General features: G+C 58.2%; 22 protein-coding genes. 15 read left to right on the top strand and 7 right to left on the bottom strand.

Annotation, left to right across the window (positions count from 1 at the left end; genetic code table 11):
• Window positions 1-47: 47 nt before the first annotated feature.
• Window positions 48-404, top strand: coding sequence for a YbaN family protein (locus RRU01S_RS01675; protein WP_045228744.1), 357 nt, complete (start codon window positions 48-50; stop codon window positions 402-404).
• A gap of 6 nt (window positions 405-410) precedes the next feature.
• On the opposite strand, the gene RRU01S_RS01670 is transcribed toward RRU01S_RS01675, so the two are convergent.
• From RRU01S_RS01670 to RRU01S_RS01660, 3 genes are read right to left on the bottom strand one after another with little or no spacing between them, the layout of a single operon-like run.
• Complete coding sequence (locus RRU01S_RS01670; protein WP_045228511.1) at window positions 411-1,193, bottom strand: heme ABC transporter ATP-binding protein; 783 nt, start codon at window positions 1,191-1,193, stop codon at window positions 411-413.
• Window positions 1,190-2,281 carry a FecCD family ABC transporter permease gene (locus RRU01S_RS01665; RefSeq protein WP_045228510.1) on the bottom strand — a complete coding sequence of 364 codons (1,092 nt, stop codon included), beginning with the start codon at window positions 2,279-2,281 and terminating at the stop codon, window positions 1,190-1,192. The genes RRU01S_RS01670 and RRU01S_RS01665 overlap by 4 nt, the downstream gene beginning before the upstream one ends.
• Window positions 2,278-3,165 carry a heme/hemin ABC transporter substrate-binding protein gene (locus tag RRU01S_RS01660; RefSeq protein WP_045228743.1) on the bottom strand — a complete coding sequence of 296 codons (888 nt, stop codon included), beginning with the start codon at window positions 3,163-3,165 and terminating at the stop codon, window positions 2,278-2,280. The genes RRU01S_RS01665 and RRU01S_RS01660 overlap by 4 nt, the downstream gene beginning before the upstream one ends.
• A gap of 178 nt (window positions 3,166-3,343) precedes the next feature.
• Between RRU01S_RS01660 and hmuQ the strand changes: the two genes are divergently transcribed.
• The 4 genes from hmuQ (at window position 3,344) to RRU01S_RS26145 (ending at window position 5,770) form a co-directional block, all read left to right on the top strand.
• Window positions 3,344-3,697, top strand: coding sequence for a heme-degrading protein HmuQ (gene hmuQ / locus RRU01S_RS01655; protein ID WP_045228509.1), 354 nt, complete (start codon window positions 3,344-3,346; stop codon window positions 3,695-3,697).
• A complete protein-coding gene (hutX, locus tag RRU01S_RS01650; RefSeq protein WP_045228508.1) occupies window positions 3,694-4,200 on the top strand; it encodes a heme utilization cystosolic carrier protein HutX in 507 nt (168 codons plus the stop codon). Before hmuQ ends, hutX begins: the two co-directional genes overlap by 4 nt.
• A 186-nt stretch (window positions 4,201-4,386) precedes the next feature.
• Window positions 4,387-5,271, top strand: a complete 885-nt coding sequence (gene purU, locus RRU01S_RS01645) for a formyltetrahydrofolate deformylase (protein ID WP_045228507.1) — start codon at window positions 4,387-4,389, stop codon at window positions 5,269-5,271.
• Between the two features lie 100 nt (window positions 5,272-5,371).
• Window positions 5,372-5,770 carry a hypothetical protein gene (locus RRU01S_RS26145; RefSeq protein ID WP_045228506.1) on the top strand — a complete coding sequence of 133 codons (399 nt, stop codon included), beginning with the start codon at window positions 5,372-5,374 and terminating at the stop codon, window positions 5,768-5,770.
• A 39-nt stretch (window positions 5,771-5,809) separates the two neighbouring features.
• Here the strand turns inward: RRU01S_RS26145 and RRU01S_RS01635 are convergent, their stop codons facing one another.
• Both RRU01S_RS01635 and RRU01S_RS01630 read right to left on the bottom strand, forming a co-directional pair.
• On the bottom strand, window positions 5,810-7,186 hold the full coding sequence (locus RRU01S_RS01635) for a sensor histidine kinase (RefSeq protein WP_045228505.1): 1,377 nt from the start codon (window positions 7,184-7,186) through the stop codon (window positions 5,810-5,812).
• Entirely contained in the window at window positions 7,183-7,863 is a 681-nt protein-coding gene (locus RRU01S_RS01630; protein ID WP_045228504.1) for a response regulator, read from the bottom strand. The genes RRU01S_RS01635 and RRU01S_RS01630 overlap by 4 nt, the downstream gene beginning before the upstream one ends.
• 84 nt (window positions 7,864-7,947) lie before the next feature.
• On the opposite strand from RRU01S_RS01630, the gene RRU01S_RS01625 reads away from it, so the two are divergent.
• The 7 genes from RRU01S_RS01625 to RRU01S_RS26325 all read left to right on the top strand — a co-directional run bounded on the left by RRU01S_RS01625 (window position 7,948) and on the right by RRU01S_RS26325 (window position 13,574).
• Window positions 7,948-9,015 (top strand): ABC transporter substrate-binding protein, encoded by a 1,068-nt coding sequence (locus RRU01S_RS01625; RefSeq protein ID WP_045228742.1) that lies wholly within the window; start codon window positions 7,948-7,950, stop codon window positions 9,013-9,015.
• Between the two features lie 244 nt (window positions 9,016-9,259).
• Window positions 9,260-10,204 (top strand): Bug family tripartite tricarboxylate transporter substrate binding protein, encoded by a 945-nt coding sequence (locus RRU01S_RS01620; RefSeq protein ID WP_045228503.1) that lies wholly within the window; start codon window positions 9,260-9,262, stop codon window positions 10,202-10,204.
• A complete protein-coding gene (locus tag RRU01S_RS01615; protein ID WP_045228502.1) occupies window positions 10,201-10,695 on the top strand; it encodes a tripartite tricarboxylate transporter TctB family protein in 495 nt (164 codons plus the stop codon). The genes RRU01S_RS01620 and RRU01S_RS01615 overlap by 4 nt, the downstream gene beginning before the upstream one ends.
• Window positions 10,696-10,789: 94 nt before the next feature.
• On the top strand, window positions 10,790-12,307 hold the full coding sequence (locus tag RRU01S_RS01610; protein WP_045228501.1) for a tripartite tricarboxylate transporter permease: 1,518 nt from the start codon (window positions 10,790-10,792) through the stop codon (window positions 12,305-12,307).
• Between the two features lie 123 nt (window positions 12,308-12,430).
• Window positions 12,431-12,694 carry a hypothetical protein gene (locus RRU01S_RS01605; RefSeq protein ID WP_045228741.1) on the top strand — a complete coding sequence of 88 codons (264 nt, stop codon included), beginning with the start codon at window positions 12,431-12,433 and terminating at the stop codon, window positions 12,692-12,694.
• A gap of 99 nt (window positions 12,695-12,793) precedes the next feature.
• Window positions 12,794-13,300 (top strand): DNA starvation/stationary phase protection protein Dps, encoded by a 507-nt coding sequence (gene dps, locus RRU01S_RS01600; RefSeq protein ID WP_304503447.1) that lies wholly within the window; start codon window positions 12,794-12,796, stop codon window positions 13,298-13,300.
• A 58-nt stretch (window positions 13,301-13,358) separates the two neighbouring features.
• The gene (locus RRU01S_RS26325) at window positions 13,359-13,574 is read left to right on the top strand and encodes a hypothetical protein (RefSeq protein ID WP_045228500.1); all 216 of its coding nucleotides are present in this window, start codon (window positions 13,359-13,361) and stop codon (window positions 13,572-13,574) included.
• Window positions 13,575-13,753: 179 nt separating this feature from the next.
• Here RRU01S_RS26325 and RRU01S_RS01590 read toward each other — a convergent pair whose 3' ends face one another.
• Window positions 13,754-14,122 (bottom strand): response regulator, encoded by a 369-nt coding sequence (locus RRU01S_RS01590; protein ID WP_045228499.1) that lies wholly within the window; start codon window positions 14,120-14,122, stop codon window positions 13,754-13,756.
• A gap of 5 nt (window positions 14,123-14,127) precedes the next feature.
• Window positions 14,128-15,558, bottom strand: coding sequence for a sensor histidine kinase (locus RRU01S_RS01585; protein WP_052815899.1), 1,431 nt, complete (start codon window positions 15,556-15,558; stop codon window positions 14,128-14,130).
• A 524-nt stretch (window positions 15,559-16,082) separates the two neighbouring features.
• Between RRU01S_RS01585 and RRU01S_RS01580 the strand changes: the two genes are divergently transcribed.
• Genes RRU01S_RS01580 through ligD form a run of 3 tightly spaced genes read left to right on the top strand, consistent with a single transcriptional unit; the run spans window position 16,083 to window position 19,668 of the window.
• Window positions 16,083-16,349, top strand: a complete 267-nt coding sequence (locus RRU01S_RS01580; protein WP_045228498.1) for a hypothetical protein — start codon at window positions 16,083-16,085, stop codon at window positions 16,347-16,349.
• Window positions 16,346-17,185, top strand: coding sequence for a non-homologous end joining protein Ku (gene ku / locus RRU01S_RS01575; RefSeq protein WP_045228497.1), 840 nt, complete (start codon window positions 16,346-16,348; stop codon window positions 17,183-17,185). Before RRU01S_RS01580 ends, ku begins: the two co-directional genes overlap by 4 nt.
• A 2-nt stretch (window positions 17,186-17,187) precedes the next feature.
• A complete protein-coding gene (gene ligD, locus RRU01S_RS01570; RefSeq protein ID WP_045228496.1) occupies window positions 17,188-19,668 on the top strand; it encodes a DNA ligase D in 2,481 nt (826 codons plus the stop codon).
• The last annotated feature ends 5 nt before the right edge of the window (window positions 19,669-19,673 follow it).

Below are 19,673 nucleotides of genomic sequence, written 5' to 3'. Positions count from 1 at the left end.
ACGGCTTTCCCACTATCCTGACATCAAAACTCATGATACCGGCACACATGCGCATCCTTTATCTCTGTCTTGGCTGGCTCATGGTTGCCACCGGTATCGTCGGTGCTTTCCTGCCAATTTTGCCGACGACGCCCTTTTTGCTGATCGCGCTCTGGTGCTTCTCCAAATCGTCACCGAAGCTGGAGGCATGGCTTCTCTCCCACCCCAGATTTGGCCCGTCGCTGCGCAACTGGCGGGAAAAAGGTGCGGTCCCGCGCAAAGCGAAAATCGCAGCCGTGTCTTTGATGACAATGAGTTACGCGATCTTCTGGTTCGGAACAGAACCAACGGCGTTGCGTGCGACTATCGTCGCCGCAGTCATGCTGGGCGCTGCCCTCTACGTCTCGACCCGGCCCGAACCCTGAACATTTCTACCGATGGCGTGATTGCGGTAGCACATAGGGTATGTGACCGGCGGGTATGCGACCCACGGTGCCGCCAATGCCGTAGACCCGCGCAATCGTCTCGTCGTTGATCGTTTCGTGAGAGGGGCCGCAGGCGGTAATTCTGCCGCGGTGCATGACGATAAGTTGATCGGCAAATTCCGCCGCGAGATTGAGATCATGCAGAACAGCCAGCACCGTGCCGCCGCTTTTCGCAAAATCCCGCGCGGTTTCCAGCACGGAAATCTGGTGACCAAGGTCGAGGCTCGAGGTCGGCTCATCCAGCAAAAGCGCCTTCGCCTCGCCGTTCTCGACGGCCTGCGGCACTTGCGCAAGCGCACGCGCGAACTGGACGCGCTGCTGCTCCCCACCCGAAAGCATGTTGTAAGCCCGTCCCTCGAAACCGCTCAAGCCGACCTTGGCCAGTGCCGCCCTCGCCTGCTCTTCCGGCTGAAGAGACCCCTGCGCCACGGCACCCATGCGCACGATTTCCAGCGCCGTGAAGGGAAACGACAGCACCGTGCTTTGCGGCAACACGGCCCGCAGACGCGCAAGCTGCGCCGGTTTGAACAAACCGACATCGACAGTGCCATAGGCAACGGCGCCCGTATCCGCCCGCATTTCGCCTGACAGCACCTTCATCAGGGTGGATTTTCCAGCCCCGTTGGGGCCGATAATGACGCTGAACGTGCCCGGCGAAAGCTTGATGGAGACATCGTCCAGCAAGCGGCGGCCAGATCGTGTAACGGTAACACCACGCGTGGAAATCATGACACGTTCCTCAGACCTAGACCATTGCCACGGCCCAACAGCAAAAACAGGAAGACCGGCGCACCGATCAGCGCGGTCACGACGCCGATGGGCAGTTCGGCGGGTGCTGCCACGGTGCGCGCGAAACTGTCGGCCAGAAGCAGCAATGCCGCCCCGCCGATGGCAGAGGCAGGAAGCAGAAACCGGTGCGACGAACCGATGACCAGGCGCAGAAGATGCGGCACCACGATGCCGACGAAACCGATCGACCCCGCCGCCGCAACGCTCGCTCCGCAGGCGGCGGCAACGGCAACGATGACGACGCGCTTCAGGCGCTGCACCGGTATGCCCATGTGAAACGCAACTGCATCTCCGAGGATCAGCGCATCCAGCCCCTTCGACACGAAAGGAATACTGGCGAGAATGACGAGGAAAAACGGCAGCGTCGTCCAGATTTTCAGCGATGTCGCTCCGCCCAGCGAGCCAAGGCTCCAGAAGGTGATGTCGCGTAGCGCCCGGTCATCGGCCACGAACATCATCAGCCCCATCAATGCGGCGCTGAGCGCTGCAATCGCAATGCCGGCCAGAACGAGAACGGTGGTCGAGGTGGAGCCATTGCGGGTCGCAATCAGATAGAGCAGCAGCGTGTTGATCAGACCACCAAAAAACGCCATCAGCGGCAGGAAATGCGCCCCGAAAAACAGCACGAGCGGTGCCAGCATGCTGCCCCCCAACACCAATGCCGCGACGGCAAACAGCGCAGCCCCCGATGTGATGCCGATCAGGCCGGGATCGGCCAGCGGATTGCGAAACAGTCCCTGCATCATGGCACCCGAAACGGCAAGCCCGGCCCCGATCATCAGGCCGAGACCGGTGCGCGGCAGGCGCACGGCCTGAAGGATAACCCGGTCGCGTGCATCCATGGTATCGGCGTGTCCGGTAAAATAGAGCCAGAGTTCATGCAGCCCCACGCCCGTCGGGCCGCTGGCCAGAGAGACAAAGCAGGCAAAAACCAGAACCGCAACGAGTGCAACAATCGTGATGGCACCCTTGCGAGAACGGTCTCCTGCTATGGGACCCGCGCCCTGGCTCACCACTGCGACGCTCATGGCTTCACGATTTCAGGGTAAAGCTTGGCGGCAAGTTCGCGTCCTGCCGCAGGGGTGCGTGGACCGAAACCGATGAGATAAAGGCCATCCATGCTGATCAGCGACTTGGACGCCGCAGCCGGGGTGGACTGGAAGGCAGGAAGCGCAAACACCTGATCGGGATTTTCCGCATGGTTGCCGCGCTGCATGGTCAAGACCACATCGGGAGCTGCCGCAATCACGGCCTCGTCCGTCAACGGCTTGTAGCCGGTAATCTCCTGGGCCGCATTGATACCACCGGCCATTTCGATGATCGCAGCCGCTTCCGTATCCTTGCCCGCCGCCATAATGCGACCACCAGCGGTGGACAGAACGAACAGCACGCGCTTTTTCTTAGTCCCGACAGTGGCAACGTCGCTGGCCAGCGCTGCAAGGCCCTTGTCCACCTCATCGGCCAGACCCTTGGCCTTGTCCGAAAGGCCGACCGCTGCGCCGACATCCTCGATTTTCTTCGCAATAGCGCTCGGCAGCGGCGGCGTGTCGACCGTCACCATCGGAACTTCGCTGGCTTTCAGAATGCCGATCACGTCGGCAGGACCGGCGCCGTCTTCTGACAGAATGAGATCGGGCTTTTGCGACAAAATGCCTTCCGACGACAGCGCGCGCATATAGCCTATATCCGGCTTCGTCAGTGCTTCCGCCGGAAAGCTGCTGGTCGAGTCACGCGCCACGATGCGGTCTCCCGCACCCAGCGCGTAGAGAATTTCGGTGATCGTCCCACCTACCGCCACGATGCGCTTCGCCTGCGGGTTACCCTGATCGGAGGCGCTGGCGGCAACGGGAGAGAGCGCCAGCGAAACGGGAACAATGGCACTGATGATGAGGGAACGAAGTGAAAGCGGCATGGCATAATCCTGAAACAATGCGGCGCGCTACAGCCTGCACGCCATATAAGTTGAGTTAATTACACATCTTTATAAACCGCACAATCCGATAAGTTGACTATTTTTGTTATCTTTAATATCTCCGTCCCCAGGGGCAGCGGTGCCAACACTGGTGCCAGAACTGAAAGGGAGACTATCCATGTTTATTGCCATGAACCGGTTCCGTGTCGTGCCGGGCTTTGAAGAAGCGTTTGAGACCATCTGGCGCGAGCGCAAGCGTCACCTCGCCGAAATGCCGGGCTATGTCGAGTTTCACATGCTGAAGGGCGCGAAAGCGGACGACCACACGCTTTACGCATCCCACACCGTCTGGGCCACCAAAGACGATTTCACCGCCTGGACGAAATCCGAACAGTTCCGCGCGGCTCACGCCAATGCCGGCAACAATCGCGGCAAGGTCGAGTATCTCTCAGGACCGCATTTCGAAGGCTTCGACGTGATCATTCACGAGGGCCAGAACGGCGAAGACCTGCCCGTGGCAGCCCAGGCATGAGCGACACGTCCATTGCCGAGCGCGCAAGGGCAGCGCTTGCCGAAAAACCCGATGGCGTGGTGGAAGCCATTGCGGCAACTGCTGGCGTGACACCGGCTGACGTGCTGGCCGTTCTGCCGCACGGTGCCGCCGTCTCCGCGCCCGCCGAGAAGTTCATCGATATCTGGAACGAGCTACGCAGCTGGGGCGAAGTTCTGATGATCGTGCAGACGCCGGACATCGTCTTCGAAGTTCCCGGCCACCTGCCGGAGGGAACGGAAGGACATGGCTGGTTCAACATTCATGGTGACAGCCCCATTGGCGGGCACATCAAGAAAGACAATTGCGCGACGATCACCTTCGTGGACCGCACGTTCCATGGTCGCCGGTCACTGTCCGTCTGGTTCATGAATGCCGGTGGCAGCGCCATGTTCAAGCTGTTCGTGCGCCGCGACGAAAACAAGGAACTGCTGGCCAACCAGCTTTCGAAATTCGAAGCGCTGCGCGACAGCTTCCTCTCCTGACGAAAACTCAGCCGCTACCTTTAATTTCGGTAGCGGCTTTTCCTTTGAACATCCGATGTCGCTTCCGGCATGGCTTGCCCCTCCCAACATGCCCTATCCATTCAAGGCCTTGGTTCAGTGCGAGAGGCTTTTCGCCGTTCCCGACCTGCGCTATAGGCCGTTGCGACACATGATGAGGGGAAGCCGATGACGACCTATGTTTTGACCGTAGCCTGCACATCCAAACGCGGCATCGTCGCCGCCATCTCGGGTTATCTGGCGGACAAGGGTTGCAACATCGTCGACAGCTCCCAGTTCGATGACCTCGAAACCGGCAAATTCTTCATGCGCGTCTCCTTCATCTCGGAGGAAGGTGAAAGCATGGACAATATTCAGTCTGGCTTTGCGCCCATTGCCAAGGAATTCGGCATGGACGCTAATATCTACAGCGATGGCGAGCGGACCAAGACACTACTGATGGTGTCCCGTTTCGGCCACTGCCTGAACGACCTGCTCTATCGCTGGAAGATCGGTGCTCTGCCCATCGATATCGTCGGCGTCGTCTCCAACCATTTCGAATACCAGAAGGTGGTCGTCAATCACGACATTCCCTTCCACCACATCAAGGTGACGAAGGACAACAAGCCGAAAGCCGAAGCGCAACTGCTGGACCTGATCGACACGAGCGGTGCTGAACTGGTTGTGCTGGCGCGTTACATGCAGGTGCTGTCGGACGAGATGTGCCGCAAGATGTCGGGCCGCATCATCAACATCCACCACTCCTTCCTGCCCAGCTTCAAGGGTGCCAACCCTTACAAGCAGGCGTACGAGCGCGGCGTAAAGCTCATCGGCGCGACAGCGCATTACGTCACCGCCGATCTGGACGAAGGCCCGATCATCGAGCAGGACACGGTCCGCGTCACCCACGCGCAATCAGCGGAAGATTACGTGTCGCTCGGCCGCGATGTCGAAAGCCAGGTCCTAGCCCGCGCCATCCACGCCCACATCCACCACCGCACCTTCATCAACGGCAATCGTACGGTGGTCTTCCCGCCAAGCCCCGGGAGTTATGCATCGGAGCGGATGGGGTAATTTTTTACCGATGAGAATCTTGAACTTTATTTTCGCTGGGGAGCAACCGACCGCCTGACTGACCGTTGTTTTCACATTGTCAAACACAGAGGTCTCCCTCATGAAAAAGCTGATTATTGCCGGTGCCGCGCTGTTCCTAGCGGCAGGGTCTACGTTTGCCCAGCAGCCACCACCACCGCCTCCAGGCGGCGCGCCAGATGCGGGCCAACAGGCTGATGCGCCACCGCCTCCTCCACCACCTCCGGGTGCTGGGCCAAGAGCCGATGCCCCTCCTCCACCGCCACCACCCGGCCATTGGGGTCCTAAAGAGGGCGGTCCACGAGAAGGCGGCCCGCGTGATCGCATGATGATGCCACCACCGCCTCCGCCACCTTCTAAGGGCGCGCATTTCCGCCTGGAGCAGGGCGAAACCAAGATCGACATCAAATGCGCCGATGACGAGCCGATGAAGGCTTGTTCGGACATCATGATGCAGCTGATCGACAAGATTAACGAGTAACATCGCTTTCGACCAACGAAGCGGCGCTCATGCGCCGCTTCACGAAAAACGCACGGTGGCTTTCAGACCTTTTCCAGACGTGCCGTCTTCAAGAGACAATTGCCCGTTAAACAGTGCAGCAATCTCTTCGACAATTGCGAGGCCAAGTCCTGCGCCGGGTGCCGCATTCCCATCGCCTCTGGCGAAGCGCTGCCGTACGACGTCTCTTTTTTCCGCAGAAATTCCCGGACCGTTATCTTCCACCTCGATAAACGCCGAGCCTTGAACTTTTCCCACCCTCACCGTTACCTCCGCACCGCGTCCGGCATAGGCAATGGCGTTGCTGATGAGATTGCCCAGCAACTCGCCCAGCAAAAGCGGTTCTGCCGGAATGCTCGCCGTCTCCACCTGTTCGAAACCAAGGTCGATGCCAGCATCTGCGGCGGCAGGCACGTAGTCAGCCGTGACGGATTGCGCCAGCGAGACGAGATCGACGTCGACAAGGCTTTGCTTCTCTCCAGAACCGGCAGCATCAATATTGGCCATGCGCAGCAGTTGCGCCAGAATATGCTCTGCATGTGCGACAGAAGCGTCGCCCTTGTGAGCAGCTGCCTGTGCCTCCTGCAAGGTCGAAGCGCGTGCCGAGAGCGCCAACTGCGTGCGAATAATCGCAAGCGGCGTTCTCAACTGATGGCTGGCATTCCCCGTAAAATGCCGTAGCGCATCCAGCGCCGATTGCAGCCGCACCATGAAGGAATTCACCGTTTCCACGAGGTTCTCGACTTCCACCGGCACGGATTGGCGGATCGGATGCAGATCGTTGGGGCTGCGTTCATCGATGGCTTCGCTGAGCCGATACAGTGGGCGCAGTGAAATCGTCACCGCAATCCACACGATAATAGCCGCACCGATGATCATGAACAGAAGGCGAAGCGCGGAGCGAATAATGATCGCCTGCGCCAGGCGGCTACGGGCAATCGTGGTCTCTGCCACCGTCACGGTAAACGGCACAGAGTTGACGCCCGTCGATGCAAAACGCTCGATCGCCGCGACACGAATGGGCTCGCCACGAAATTCTGCGTCGATGAAAATCGGTGCGTCGCTGCGCGCCTTGTCCACCGAGGGCAGATTTTGATAGCCGGTCAGAAACTGGCCGTTTGGACCATCCACCCGGTAAAATACCCTGTCCTGCGCAGCAGATGTCAGCATTTCCAGCGCCACGTAGGGAATGTCCACCTCCAGCGAACCGTTTTCAGACACCACGACCCGCTCGGCAATTGCCAAGGCAGAGCCGGAGAGCACACGGTCGGAGACGATGTTGGCAGTGTTGATGGCCTCACGATAGGTATCGGCCAGCGCGATGCAGCCGATGATGGCCGTGGAAATGAGAAGCCAGCCCAGCAGGCGCCGCCGCAGCGAATAGGCGGCCTGCCTCATTGCGCGGTCTCCGGCAGTTTTTCGAGGTAATAGCCTATGCCCCGCGCCGTCTTCACCGTCAGCCCGTGAGGCCCCAGACGTTTGCGCAGACGGCTGACATATTGCTCGATGGCATTGCCGGAAAGCTCGTCATCGAAGCCGGTCAAAGACTGCACGATGGCTTCCTTTGCCACCACTTTTCCGGCGCGCATGAACAGCACTTCCAGCAGCGCCACCTCGCGTGCGGGAATGTCGAGCGGATGCCCTTCGGCGGAAAATGTGCGCGAGGTGAGGTCGAAGGAGACGTTACCGAAGCTGGCGAGCGAAGAGCGCAGCCCGGCATTGCGGCGCAGCAGCACCCGTACCCGCGCCTCGAATTCATTGATGTCGAAAGGCTTGGTCATGTAATCGTCGGCACCGAGATCGAGCCCCTTTACCCGCTCCTCCGGCGAACCGCGGGCGGTGAGGATCAACACCGCCGCCTTGTCCTGACGGGCGCGCATGGAACGCAACACGTCTATGCCGTCCATTTCCGGCAGGTTGAGATCGAGAATCACGAGATCGAAATTTTCAGCGGCGATGGCGGCAGAGGCGGACGCGCCATCGGACACCACGTCCACGGCATAGCCGCTTCCCCGCAAAAGCGCAGAAAGGCCTTCCGACAGAACCTGATTGTCCTCCACCAGCAGAATTCTCAACGCCAGTAATCCTCCATTTGGCTTTGAAACTATCCAAGCCTTTCCGTCTTGTGAATGGCAAGGCGCTGCGGCATGATCTTTTCCATGCGTATTCTTCTGTCTCTCTGTCTTTTCCTGACTGCCGCCACCTGTTTGCAGGCGCAGCAGATGCTTTTTCCTGCCCTTTCCGGCAAGGCGGATGCGGAAACGCTCGTGGTCTACTCTTCGCTCGACGAGCCGCTTGCCACACCGATGATCGAAGGCTTCCAGAAGGCGAACCCGGATGTGGCTGTTTCCTACGAGGACATGCTGACGGGGGAGATTTACGATCGCATCGTGCGCGAAACGGATGCGGGTGAAAAAACCGCCGATTTCGCCTTTTCCTCCGCCATGGATCTTCAGGTCAAACTCAGCAATGACGGTTACGCTCAGCGCTCCGATCTGCCAATGAGCGCGCGCTGGCCCGCATGGGCAAACTGGCGCAACACGGCCTATGCGCTGACCTTCGAGCCCGCCGTCTTCGTCTACCATAAGCCGAGTTTCCAGACCGAAAAGCCCCCGGCCAGCCGGGCAGAATTCGTGGATTATCTGGAGCGGCACGCCAAAGAGGTCCACGGGCGCATCGCGACCTACGACATAGAGCGCTCCGGCGTCGGCTTTCTCTTCATGTCGCGGGATCAGGAACAATTCGGCGATATCTGGAACGTCATCAAGAGCATGGGAACGGCAGGCGTGAAGGTGTATTCCACCAGTTCCGCCATCCTGGAACGCATCTCCGATGGCCGTTTCGTGCTGGGCTACAACATCCTCGGCTCCTATGCAGCGGATTGGGCATCGCGCCACCCCGATGTCGGCATCGTGCTGCCGAAGGACTATACCGTCGTCATGTCGCGCATCGGGCTGGTGCCGCAGGCAGCGAAAAATGCAGAACTGGGTCGCCGCTATCTGGAATTCTTCATGTCGAAGGAGGGACAGACCATCATGGCGCGGCAGTTGCAGATCCCCGCCGTCAGCCCTGACGTGGCGGGCGACAACACGGCCAACATGATGCAGGCCATCCACGGCGCGCAATTGCGGCCTGTACCGGTCAGTCCGGGGCTGATGGTCTATCTCGATCAGGTCAAGCGAGCCCGCATCATTGAGCGCTGGAACGAAGCTTTGCGCGCCCAGTAGACGTTTTTCAAAAATTAATAGACAGTAAATGTGCTGAGGAATTGCCAAGCGTCAGTTAGATGACAGCTTTCTATGGTGCTGTGCAGTTCTTGGTTCATCCGTGGAGGCGGACTGAAGAAGCGGGAGGATAAGTCTCACAGGACAGATGGTTCGGGTCGCTGGTTTGCCACCCTTGATGTCGTCCGTGCGCGCCCCTTCCGCGATCACAACAACATGCCGAAACGGCATACAAGGAGGGTTCACTTTGAAGCATTTTCTCATCGCTTCGCTTCTCGCAGGCGCAATGGCACTTCCAGCGGCAGCAGCCGATTACACCATCATCGCACCGGCCAACCCTGGCGGCGGCTGGGACCAAACGGCGCGTTCGTTGCAGACCGTTCTGCAGGAAGACGGCATTTCCAAGCGCGTTCAGGTTCAAAACGTTCCCGGCGCTGGCGGCACCATCGGCCTTGCACAGTTCGCAAGCCAGCAGAAGGGCAATCCCAACGCTCTGATCGTCGGCGGCTACGTCATGGTGGGCGCGATCCTCACCAACAAGGCACCCGTTACTCTGAAGGACGTCACGCCGATTGCGCGTTTGACGGGTGAATACGAAGTCATCGTCGTTCCAGCATCTTCGCCGCTTGAGAACATCGGCCAGCTCATCGAGCAGCTCAAGAAAGACCCGGGCAGCGTATCCTGGGGCGGCGGTTCGGCTGGCGGCACCGACCACATCACGGCGGGCCTGATTGCCAAGGCTGCTGGCGTTGATCCAACCAAGATCAACTATATCGCTTACTCCGGCGGCGGTGAGGCGCTGGCCTCTATTCTCGGCGCGCAGGTAACCGCCGGTATTTCCAGCTATGGCGAATTCGAAAGCCAGGTGAAGGCCGGAACCGTTCGTCTTCTCGCCATCTCCAGCGAAGCCAAGATTGAAGGCATCGAAGCACCGACGCTCAAGGAAAGCGGCCTCGACGTCGTGATCCAGAACTGGCGCATGGTTGCAGCCCCTCCAGGCCTGACGCCTGAGCAGGAAAAGGCCGTCAGCGCCGATGTCGAAAAACTGGCGAAGTCTGCCAAGTGGCAGGAAACGCTGAAGACCAAGGGCTGGATGGACACCTATCTTGCCGGTGACGCTTTCAAGGAACAGCTTGCAAAGGACACCGCCTCGACTGAAGCCATCCTCAAAGACATCGGACTGGTAAAATGAGCCAGGGTTCATCCCCTTCCCAACCCACAAAGCGCCGCCCTGATTGGGCGGCGTTCGGCATCGCCGTTTTTCTGGTGATCGTTGCCGCCGTGATTTTCTGGGATTCGGCACGGCTTGCCAGTGTCACCGGTTATTCTCCGGTCGGCCCGGCCACCGTTCCTTACGCCATTGCCTTCTGTCTTGTCGGACTTGCGATCTGGACCGGGTTCGAAGCGTGGCGCAATGAGTTTCCGGCCCGTGACAAACAGGAAATGGGACCTGTCTTCTGGGTCATCGCCGGTCTTGCCGCGCAGATGCTTCTGCTGAACGTCGCTGGCTTTTCGATTGCCACCGGCCTGCTCTTTGCGTTTACCGCGCGCGCCTTTGGCAAACGCAAGCTCTGGTATTCGATCCCCATCGGTATCGTTTTCAGCTTCATCATCTGGGTGATCTTTGCGCAGCTGTTGCAACTGTCGCTGCCCGCTGGACCCTTGGAGCGGCTGTTCTTCTGACGGCCGATCCACTCGATAAACAACAAGACATGAAGCCTTGGCGCCCGCATTTTAAGCGCAGCAAGGGCTTCACCCGACAGGGGGACAACTGTCCATGAGCACTTTTGATTTTCTGCTGCAAGGCATCGCGGTTGCTGCGCAACCGATGAACCTTCTTTACGCACTGATCGGCGTTACGCTCGGCACTGCCGTGGGCGTTCTGCCCGGCATTGGCCCGGCACTGACCGTTGCGCTGCTTCTGCCCGTCACCTACCAGCTCGATCCAGCCGGATCGCTCATCATGTTTGCCGGTATCTATTACGGCGGCATGTATGGCGGCTCGACAACCTCGATCCTACTGAACACACCCGGTGAAAGCGCCTCCATCGTCACAGCACTGGAGGGCAACAAGATGGCCCGCGCGGGACGTGGCGGACCGGCGCTGGCCACCGCCGCCATCGGCTCCTTCGTGGCTGGCCTCATCGCCACCATCGCTTTGGCTTTCGTCGCGCCCTACATCGTCAAGCTGGCCTTGGTCTTCGGCCCACGCGAATATTTCGCGCTGATGGTGCTGGCCTTCGTTACCGTGTCGTCCGCCTTCGGTGATTCGGCACTGCGCGGCCTCACCTCCCTCTTCATCGGCTTTACGCTCGCCATCGTCGGCATCGACCAGTTGACCGGCCAGACACGCATGAGCTTCGGCATTCCCGATCTGCTCGACGGCGTGGAGGTGACAACGCTCGCCGTTGCCATGTTCGCCATCGGCGAAACCCTGTTCATCGTGGCGCAGGGACAAAGCGGTGACGAGAAGGTCGAAGCGGTCAAGGGTTCGGTCTGGATGAGCGCGCAGGATTGGGCACGCTCCTGGAAGCCATGGCTGCGCGGCACCTTGATCGGCTTCCCTATTGGCGCGATGCCAGCGGGCGGTGCAGAAATCGGCACCTTCCTGTCCTACGCCACGGAAAAGCGCTTGTCGAAGCACCCGGAAGAGTTTGGCCACGGCGCCATCGAAGGCGTTGCCGGTCCTGAGGCGGCCAACAATGCATCCGCTGCCGGTACGCTTGTGCCGCTACTGACGCTGGGTCTGCCGACCACGGCAACCGCCGCCATCATGCTCGCAGGTTTCCAGCAGTTCGGCCTTCAGCCCGGCCCGCTTCTGTTTGCGACAAATCCGCAGCTCGTCTGGGGCCTGATCGCCAGCCTCTTCATCGCCAATCTCATGCTGCTGGTTCTCAACCTGCCGCTGATCGGCCTGTGGGTAAAGCTGCTGACCATTCCAAAGCCGTGGCTCTATGCGGGCATCCTGCTGTTTGCGACGCTCGGCACCATCGGCGCCAACCCATCGGTCTTCGAACTGGGCATGCTCCTGGCCTTCGGTATCCTCGGCTACGTCATGCGCATCTTCGGCTACCCGATTGCGCCTGCCGTCGTCGGCCTCATCCTCGGGCCACTGGCAGAACAGCAATTGCGCCGCGCACTCGCCATCGGTCAGGGTGACCCTTCGGTTCTCTTCACCTCGTGGATTGCCGTGGGCCTGTTTGTTGTCGCGGCTGCCGCCTTCTTGATCCCACTGATCATGCGCATTCGCGGTCGTGGACAGGTGCTGACGCAGCTGGCTGCCAACGAAGACTAAAAAACGATCCTCCCAAGGACCCTGCCCCGCATTCGAAAGGATGCGGGGCTTTTTTATGCCCGGAACGCAAAAGACGCTGGTCGGTTATGGTTGTATGACGAAGTCGAAATCGAGGAGACCAAGATGAACAAACTCGCCCTCCTATGTGCCCTTGCGCTCGCATCCTGCACGACCGCATCGCCCGCTGTCGAACCCATTCCCGGCAGCATCACCTATGGCGGGCAACCGAGAACGAAGCTGACCAAATCTCCTATTGGCAGCACTCTGAGCCACGACTTCAGCATGGGAGACGGGCGCCGGGCTTACGAGACCTATCGCATCGCGCCAGACCGCTCTCTCATCCTCCTGAACCGCGTGATCATGAGCGATGTGCCACCCGACAGATAAGCCGCACGCGAAATATTTTCTACACCGATAGATTTTGGAACGACTGACGCTCCCACTCGTTGCTTTCTCGAACGTCCCAAAACAATAAAGTAACGAGCGGTGTTTCAGGAGAAGAAAATGAGAACCCATAAGACCAGAAACGATTTACCCTCCAATGCAAAAGCAACAGTCATCGGACTTCTGAATGAGGCGCTGGCCTCCGTCATCGACCTGTCTCTGGTCACCAAGCAGGCGCACTGGAACCTCAAGGGCCCACAATTTATCGCGATCCATGAGCTGCTGGATAAATTCCGCACCTCGCTCGACAAGCACAGCGACACGATTGCAGAGCGCGCTGTTCAGCTGGGTGGAACGGCACTCGGAAGCGTCCAGTCGGTTGCCTCGACGTCGAAGCTCAAGGCCTATCCAACCGATATTTTCAAAATCCATGACCATCTTGATGAACTGATCGAACGATACGGCGACGTGGCGAACCTCATCCGCAAATCCATCGATGAAGCCGACGATGCAGGCGACGCCAACACGGCCGATATCTTCACCGCCGCTTCGCGCGATCTGGATAAATCACTGTGGTTTTTGGAAGCACATGTTCAAGAAAAAGCCTGACACAAACAAAAGCGCCCGGGTAACCGGGCGCTTGCACCATTCGTATCAGTTGTGATCAATGACGTCTGAGAACCGCTTTTCCAATGTCACGCAGCATCTCGTGGTCGAGAATGCCCCTTTGGGCACTTCTGATCAGAACGGCTGCACATTCATTGGCGACTTTACTGCTGCGGTCTTCAAGGCACTCGAAACATACGCCATCGAATATAGTCTGCAGGTCCGTGACCTGTTGAGGCGACAACTGCGCCCCCACGCGTTGAAAAGCGACATATGACAAGGCTCATCCTCCCAAGACATGCCAAGTGCTGAAGTTCATTTCACTGAACGCTTATGTTCTATACCGCATCGAATCATATGTCGAATCTGATTTTAACGAATTTTCAACGATTATTTCATCTGAGCAGGAAAATGCTCGGAAGCTGTTACCTTTTTACCGAGCGGGCTGAAATTCGCTCATAAAAAAAGACCGATATCCGACAGCGCCTTTTCCACACTGTTCTGGGACACCGGCTTGGTCAGAAATATCGCGCCAGGCGGCAGGATGCCTTCAGCTGGATTATACCGCCCCGAAATCACCACCACCTTGATATGCGGCCAGCGTCGATGCGCCACATTCGCCAGCCCAAGCCCATTGATGGCGCCGGGCATGTCGATATCGGTCAAAATTGCGGTGATCGAATTCTTGTCCTCCAACAATTTGACCGCCTGGTCTGCGGTGGACGCCTCATAAGCGAAGCAGCCGAGGTCCGAAACCATATCGACAAGGTCAAGCCGGATCAGACCGTCATCCTCGACAACGAGAAGCTGTGGTTGCGGTTGCATGACGACTAATGCTCCTGCTGGAAACTGACCAGCTCTGCCGAGATATGGCAGCACACGCCGTTTGCGTCATAGACGATGTCGACACGGCTGTCATTCGCACCGGCAAGCCCCGCCTTGATGAGGCGCGAGCCGGAGCCTTCTCGCTCCGGCGCGTTCACGATCGGCCCACCCGTCTCGGTCCATACGAGCTCGAACCGCTCCGGGTGTTCCGTCACGACATTCCAGCGAATATCCACCCGTCCTTCCGACACAGACAGCGCTCCATACTTCACGGCATTGGTCGCAAGCTCGTGCAGGATGAGCGAAAGCGAAAGCGACGGCCTTGAACCGACACGCAGCTTCGGCCCCGTCACTGTAAATCGGGACGCCATCGGATCATCGTGAACCTCCAACATCTGGTTGACCAGCTTGTGAACTTCCGAGGTGCCCAGCCCGCCCTGGATGACGGTGTCATGGGCTGCGCTGAGCACGGCGATGCGGTCGGACAAGGTTCGTCTTGCGGATAATACATCCTTGGCAGTGCGAAGCGTCTGGGACGCGATCGCCTGCACCATGGCCAACTGGTTTTTCAGGCGATGGCCGAGTTCGTGGGATATCAGTTCACGGTGCTTCTGTTCAGCAAGGCGTTCGGTCACGTCCTGCGCTTGCACCAGAATGCCGATGGTTTCACCGTTTGAAGAGCGCATCGCCTGATAGACAAGATCGATCATGCGCTTTTGCTGTTCACCGGATGGTCCACGGTTGAGTTCAACAGGCACTGCACGGGCCGAAAACGGATTGCCGGTCTGGTAGACATTGTCGAGGAGATCGATGAACCCCTGACGCACGACTTCCGATACGGCCTCGGCCACCGGTTTTCCGATGATGTCACGGCCCACACCGATCATCGAATAATATTCTTCATTGGCAAATTCAAACACGTGGTTAGGACCGCTCAGCGTCGCGATCCCCGCGGGCGACATTTCAAAAATCTGAAGCAGCTTTTCCTGCTGGTTTTTCTCTTCGCGCCGCAGCTTGATTTCGCTGGTGATTTCAGAGCATGCACAGAACATTCCCAGCACCACACCGTCACGGTCGCGGACGGGCGTGTAAGAAAACGAGAAATGCGTTTCTTCAGGATAACCCTTGCGGTGCATGATGAATTCGATGTCGTCCATCGACGTTCCCTGCCCGGCATAGGCCGCCGATATGATGGGCTCGACGCCATCCCAGATATCGTACCACAGCGTGCGAAACGGACGCCCGAAGGCCGCAGGGTGTCGGTTGCCACACATGACGGCATAACCGTCATTATAAAGCGTCGTCTGCTCAGGCCCCCAGACCAGCAACATCGGCTGAAGTGATCCCAGCATCACGTTGACGAGTGTTTGAAGCTCAACAGGCCACGCGTCTGGCAGGCCAAGGGGACTTTTGTCCCAAGCAAAATCGCGGAACAAATTCCCGCATTCCCCGCCGCCGATAAAATTCAAAACAGTCCCCACGTCTTAGACCCTGGAGCATAATTCCGCAGGCCGGATTTCGTTCCCAAAAACGACAAATTATGCCCCACACCCATCACTTAGGTTAACCCCTTGAAACCAAATCGATTTCAAATCTAAAAATATCATTGTGACAAAAAATATTCAAAATTTTCCAAGACCATAAAGACATGCGCGTTTATCATCGCCGTTGTCGCTTTTGACGTGAGTGGAATTATTTTATTTCGGCAAACGATACTTGGCAAATGTATCGTCCATTTTTCCTCATAATTTTTCCGTTGTCCAAATCCCCGGACGATACTTTACATTACGTCTGCGAGCAGTGCCGCCGATATTCCCTGATACAAAAGGACTCGCTCTGATTGTCCAGCGATGTGGAACGAGGCAAGCCGTGCCAGCGTTAGTTTAGCATTCGCTGAGACGGTACAAAGTCGGCAGAGTAACCGATTTGCCCAGGGCATGCGGATTGAGGAAGGGACGCCATGGCGCAAACGCAAACGAAAACCGGCCACAAGACCTATGATGTGCGCGACCGCCTGATCCTCGCGCTTCATGCGCAACTCCGCGCCGAACGCGAAACCCGCGAGGCTATGGAATGGGTCATCCATAACGGTGGGCTTTCACCTGAAGTGCTGGAAGCCATGGCATCCGACCCCATTCCGGTCGTCACGTCGCACGACATGCAGACAATCGACAAATCCGTCGAACAGTTGCGTCTCGCCTCAAGCCAGCAAGGTGCACGCCCGTGACAAGACGCGCCAGCTGGAAAGGCCACATCAAATTCGCCGATTTCGCTTGCGAGGTCGGTCTCTACTCGGCGCTGTCTTCATCGGAAAAAATCTCCTTCAACATCGTCAACCGAAAGACCGGAAACCGCGTCGAGCGGCAATATGTCGATAGCGACACCGGCGAGCAGGTGGAGAAGGACGATCAAGTCCGAGGTTTCGAGCTTGATAATGGTGACCACGTGATCGTTGAAGGTGATGAGATCGCCGCACTCATGCCCGACAGTGACAAGGTCATTCACATCGAAAACTTCATCGCCTGCGCCGATATCGACAAACTCTATTTCGACAGGCCCTATTTTCTCGCCGCGACCGATCCGGAGGGCGAGGAGGCACTGACGCTGCTGGCGAAGGCCATGCAGCGCCAGAACGTGGCAGCGCTCGCCGAGGCTGTTCTATTTCGTCGCAACCGTATTCTCATCATCCGCCCCCACGAAAAGACTCTCATCGCAACCACACTCAACTTCGACTACGAGGTTCGCTCACAAAGCACGACCTTCAAGTCGGTGCCGGACATCACATTCGATGACGAGATGCTGGACCTCGCGAGCCACATCATCCGCAAGCGCGCAGGCACGTTCGACCCTTCCGCCTATCCCGACCGATACAACGATGCGCTGGCGGAGCTGGTACAGGCCAAGATCGACGGTCGCGCCATCAAGAAGGCGCAGCCGGAAAAACGCGACAACGTCGTCGATCTGAAGGAAGCCCTGCGTCGCAGTGCAGACAATGAAAAGGCGCTGCCGAAGAAAACGACCAAAAAGCCCGCCGCAAAGGCCGCAACGAAAAAAGCGAGCTGATCATGGGTCTGCAAACCTACAACGCCAAACGCCGCTTCGATCAGACCCCCGAACCACAAGGCGAGCAGGAAAAGAGCGAGGGACATTCCTTCGTCGTCCAGAAACACGATGCAAGACGGCTGCATTATGATTTCCGTCTGGAAATGGATGGCGTTCTCAAAAGCTGGGCCGTCACGCGTGGTCCGAGCCTCAATCCCGACGACAAGCGGCTGGCCGTTCACGTCGAAGACCACCCGCTGAGCTATGGCGAATTCGAGGGCGTTATCCCGAAGGGCCAATATGGCGGCGGTACTGTCGTTCTGTGGGACAAGGGCACGTGGCATCCGGTGGGTGACGCGAAAAAGGGTTACAAGAAAGGCCACCTGGAATTCGAGCTTGAAGGCGAAAAGCTGCGAGGACGCTGGCATCTGGTGCGCATGCACGGCAAGCCGGAGGAAAAGCGCGAGAACTGGCTACTCATCAAAGTGGAAGACGAGGAAGCCCGCACGAAAGACGACGTCGATATTCTGGACGAAAAGCCCGATTCGGTAAAATCCGGCCGCAGCATCAAGGCGATCGCTCAAAAACCTGAGGATACCTGGAATTCCAAACCGGTTGGCAAACGCACAAAGACCCAAGCTCCTGCCGAAAAACAGGCCCATGATTTTCCAAAAGGCGCGCGCAAGGCAAAGCTGCCGGATTTCGTTCAGCCTGCGCTCGCCAGTCTGAAGCCCAAACCACCCGCCGGAGATCGGTGGCTGCACGAAATCAAATTCGATGGCTACCGCATTCAGGTCCGCATCGACAATGGCACCGTCACCCTTTTGACGCGCAGCGGCCTGGACTGGACGGAGAAATTCGGGACCGATGTCGCGAAATCCTTTGCTGCCCTACCGGTGGAAACCGCGCTGCTGGATGGTGAAATCGTCGTTGAGCGCGACAATGGCGCGTCGGACTTCTCCGCTTTGCAGCATGATTTGAGCGAAGGCCGGACCGACCGTTTTCGTTATTATGCCTTCGACCTTCTCCACCTCGATGGTCACGATTTGCAGAATGCGGGGCTGATCGATCGCAAACATCTGCTGGAAAAGCTCATCCCCTCCGACAATCCCCTTTTGCGATACAGCGAGCACTTTGGCGAAAGCGGCGAGATGATCTTGGATCACGCCTGCCGCCTCAGCCTCGAAGGCGTCATCTCCAAGCTGCGGGACAGCAAATATCAATCCGGTCGCAAGGGCCAATGGGTCAAATCCAAATGCTCCAGCCGCCAGGAATTCGTCATCGGCGGCTTCACCGTCTCATCCACGTCCGATCAGGCGATCGGCTCCCTTGCTGTCGGTGTCTATGATGAAGACGGTTTGCACCATGTCGGTCGCGTCGGCACCGGCTTCACAGCAGACGTCGCGGAAAACCTTTTCAAGACCTTGAGCCCGCTCACCAGCAAGACCAGCCCCTTTGCGGACAAGCTGACCGCTCTTGCCAAACGCGATCTCGTCTTCGTCAAGCCGGAGCGCGTGGCTGAAGTGGAGTTTCGCGCATGGTCGGCAGATGGCAACCTGCGCCATGCATCCTTTCGGGGTCTGCGCGATGACAAGCACGTATCGGAGATCAAGCGCGAGGACCCCAAAAGCACGGCGAAACCCGTCCCCAAAACCAGCGTGACCTTTACTCATCCCGACAGGCTCTATTGGCCGAAGGACGGCGTGACGAAAGAAGGCATTGCCGATTACTATGCGCAGGTCTGGCACCTGATGGCACCCTATATCGTTGATCGCCCGCTCTCGCTGATGCGCTGCCCCGATGGCATAGAAGGCCCGCATTTCTTTCAAAAACATCCCTGGCGGGGTATGAACCGTGCTGTGAGCAAGATCGCCGATCCCAAGGACAAGCAGGGCGAACCCTTGATCCGCATCACGGATTTCGACGGGCTGATGGCGCTGGTGCAATCGGCATTGCTTGAAATTCACCTCTGGGGCGCGACGGTCAGAAGTTTCGAAAAGCCGGATATGATCACGATGGATCTCGATCCCGGCGAGGATGTCAGCTGGGAGGAGATCATTTCGGCCGCCGAAAACCTCAAGCAACGCTTCGAACATGTGGGCCTGGCAGCCTTCGTCAAGACCTCCGGCGGCAAGGGCCTTCACGTGGTCAGCCCGCTGAAACCGCAGGCAAGCTGGGCGAAGGTCAAGAGTTTTGCCAAAGCCATGGCAACGGATATGGCCAAGAGCGAACCCGACACATTCGTCGCAGTGTCGACCAAGGCCAAGCGCAACGGCCGCATCTTCATCGATTATCTGCGCAATGGCCGCGGCAATACTGCAGTCGCCCCCTACTCCACACGGGCAAGACCGGGTGCTGCCATATCCATGCCCGTCAGTTGGGCAGAGCTTTCCAACGAGATCGGCCCGGATTACTTCACGGTCAGCAACATCGCCAACCGGCTGGCGGCATTGAAAAACGACCCATGGGACGGGTTTTTCGACGCAGCCCGGCCACTCCCCTAAAACGA

Source organism: Agrobacterium rubi TR3 = NBRC 13261, from assembly GCF_000739935.1.
In the GTDB taxonomy this organism is placed as follows: domain Bacteria; phylum Pseudomonadota; class Alphaproteobacteria; order Rhizobiales; family Rhizobiaceae; genus Agrobacterium; species Agrobacterium rubi.
The sequence above is the reverse complement of the archived record's forward strand: the minus strand, read 5'-3'. Positions and strand labels throughout refer to the sequence as shown.

What these genes read in the sequence shown, in the direction of transcription:
- RRU01S_RS01675 (WP_045228744.1), top strand. Translation starts at nt 48, where the DNA reads ATGCGCATCCTTTATCTCTGTCTTGGCTGGCTCATGGTTGCCACCGGT.
- RRU01S_RS01670 (WP_045228511.1), bottom strand. Translation starts at nt 1,193, where the DNA reads ATGATTTCCACGCGTGGTGTTACCGTTACACGATCTGGCCGCCGCTTG.
- RRU01S_RS01665 (WP_045228510.1), bottom strand. Translation starts at nt 2,281, where the DNA reads ATGAGCGTCGCAGTGGTGAGCCAGGGCGCGGGTCCCATAGCAGGAGAC.
- RRU01S_RS01660 (WP_045228743.1), bottom strand. Translation starts at nt 3,165, where the DNA reads ATGCCGCTTTCACTTCGTTCCCTCATCATCAGTGCCATTGTTCCCGTT.
- hmuQ (WP_045228509.1), top strand. Translation starts at nt 3,344, where the DNA reads ATGTTTATTGCCATGAACCGGTTCCGTGTCGTGCCGGGCTTTGAAGAA.
- hutX (WP_045228508.1), top strand. Translation starts at nt 3,694, where the DNA reads ATGAGCGACACGTCCATTGCCGAGCGCGCAAGGGCAGCGCTTGCCGAA.
- purU (WP_045228507.1), top strand. Translation starts at nt 4,387, where the DNA reads ATGACGACCTATGTTTTGACCGTAGCCTGCACATCCAAACGCGGCATC.
- RRU01S_RS26145 (WP_045228506.1), top strand. Translation starts at nt 5,372, where the DNA reads ATGAAAAAGCTGATTATTGCCGGTGCCGCGCTGTTCCTAGCGGCAGGG.
- RRU01S_RS01635 (WP_045228505.1), bottom strand. Translation starts at nt 7,186, where the DNA reads ATGAGGCAGGCCGCCTATTCGCTGCGGCGGCGCCTGCTGGGCTGGCTT.
- RRU01S_RS01625 (WP_045228742.1), top strand. Translation starts at nt 7,948, where the DNA reads ATGCGTATTCTTCTGTCTCTCTGTCTTTTCCTGACTGCCGCCACCTGT.
- RRU01S_RS01615 (WP_045228502.1), top strand. Translation starts at nt 10,201, where the DNA reads ATGAGCCAGGGTTCATCCCCTTCCCAACCCACAAAGCGCCGCCCTGAT.
- RRU01S_RS01610 (WP_045228501.1), top strand. Translation starts at nt 10,790, where the DNA reads ATGAGCACTTTTGATTTTCTGCTGCAAGGCATCGCGGTTGCTGCGCAA.
- RRU01S_RS01605 (WP_045228741.1), top strand. Translation starts at nt 12,431, where the DNA reads ATGAACAAACTCGCCCTCCTATGTGCCCTTGCGCTCGCATCCTGCACG.
- RRU01S_RS26325 (WP_045228500.1), top strand. Translation starts at nt 13,359, where the DNA reads ATGACGTCTGAGAACCGCTTTTCCAATGTCACGCAGCATCTCGTGGTC.
- RRU01S_RS01590 (WP_045228499.1), bottom strand. Translation starts at nt 14,122, where the DNA reads ATGCAACCGCAACCACAGCTTCTCGTTGTCGAGGATGACGGTCTGATC.
- RRU01S_RS01580 (WP_045228498.1), top strand. Translation starts at nt 16,083, where the DNA reads ATGGCGCAAACGCAAACGAAAACCGGCCACAAGACCTATGATGTGCGC.
- ligD (WP_045228496.1), top strand. Translation starts at nt 17,188, where the DNA reads ATGGGTCTGCAAACCTACAACGCCAAACGCCGCTTCGATCAGACCCCC.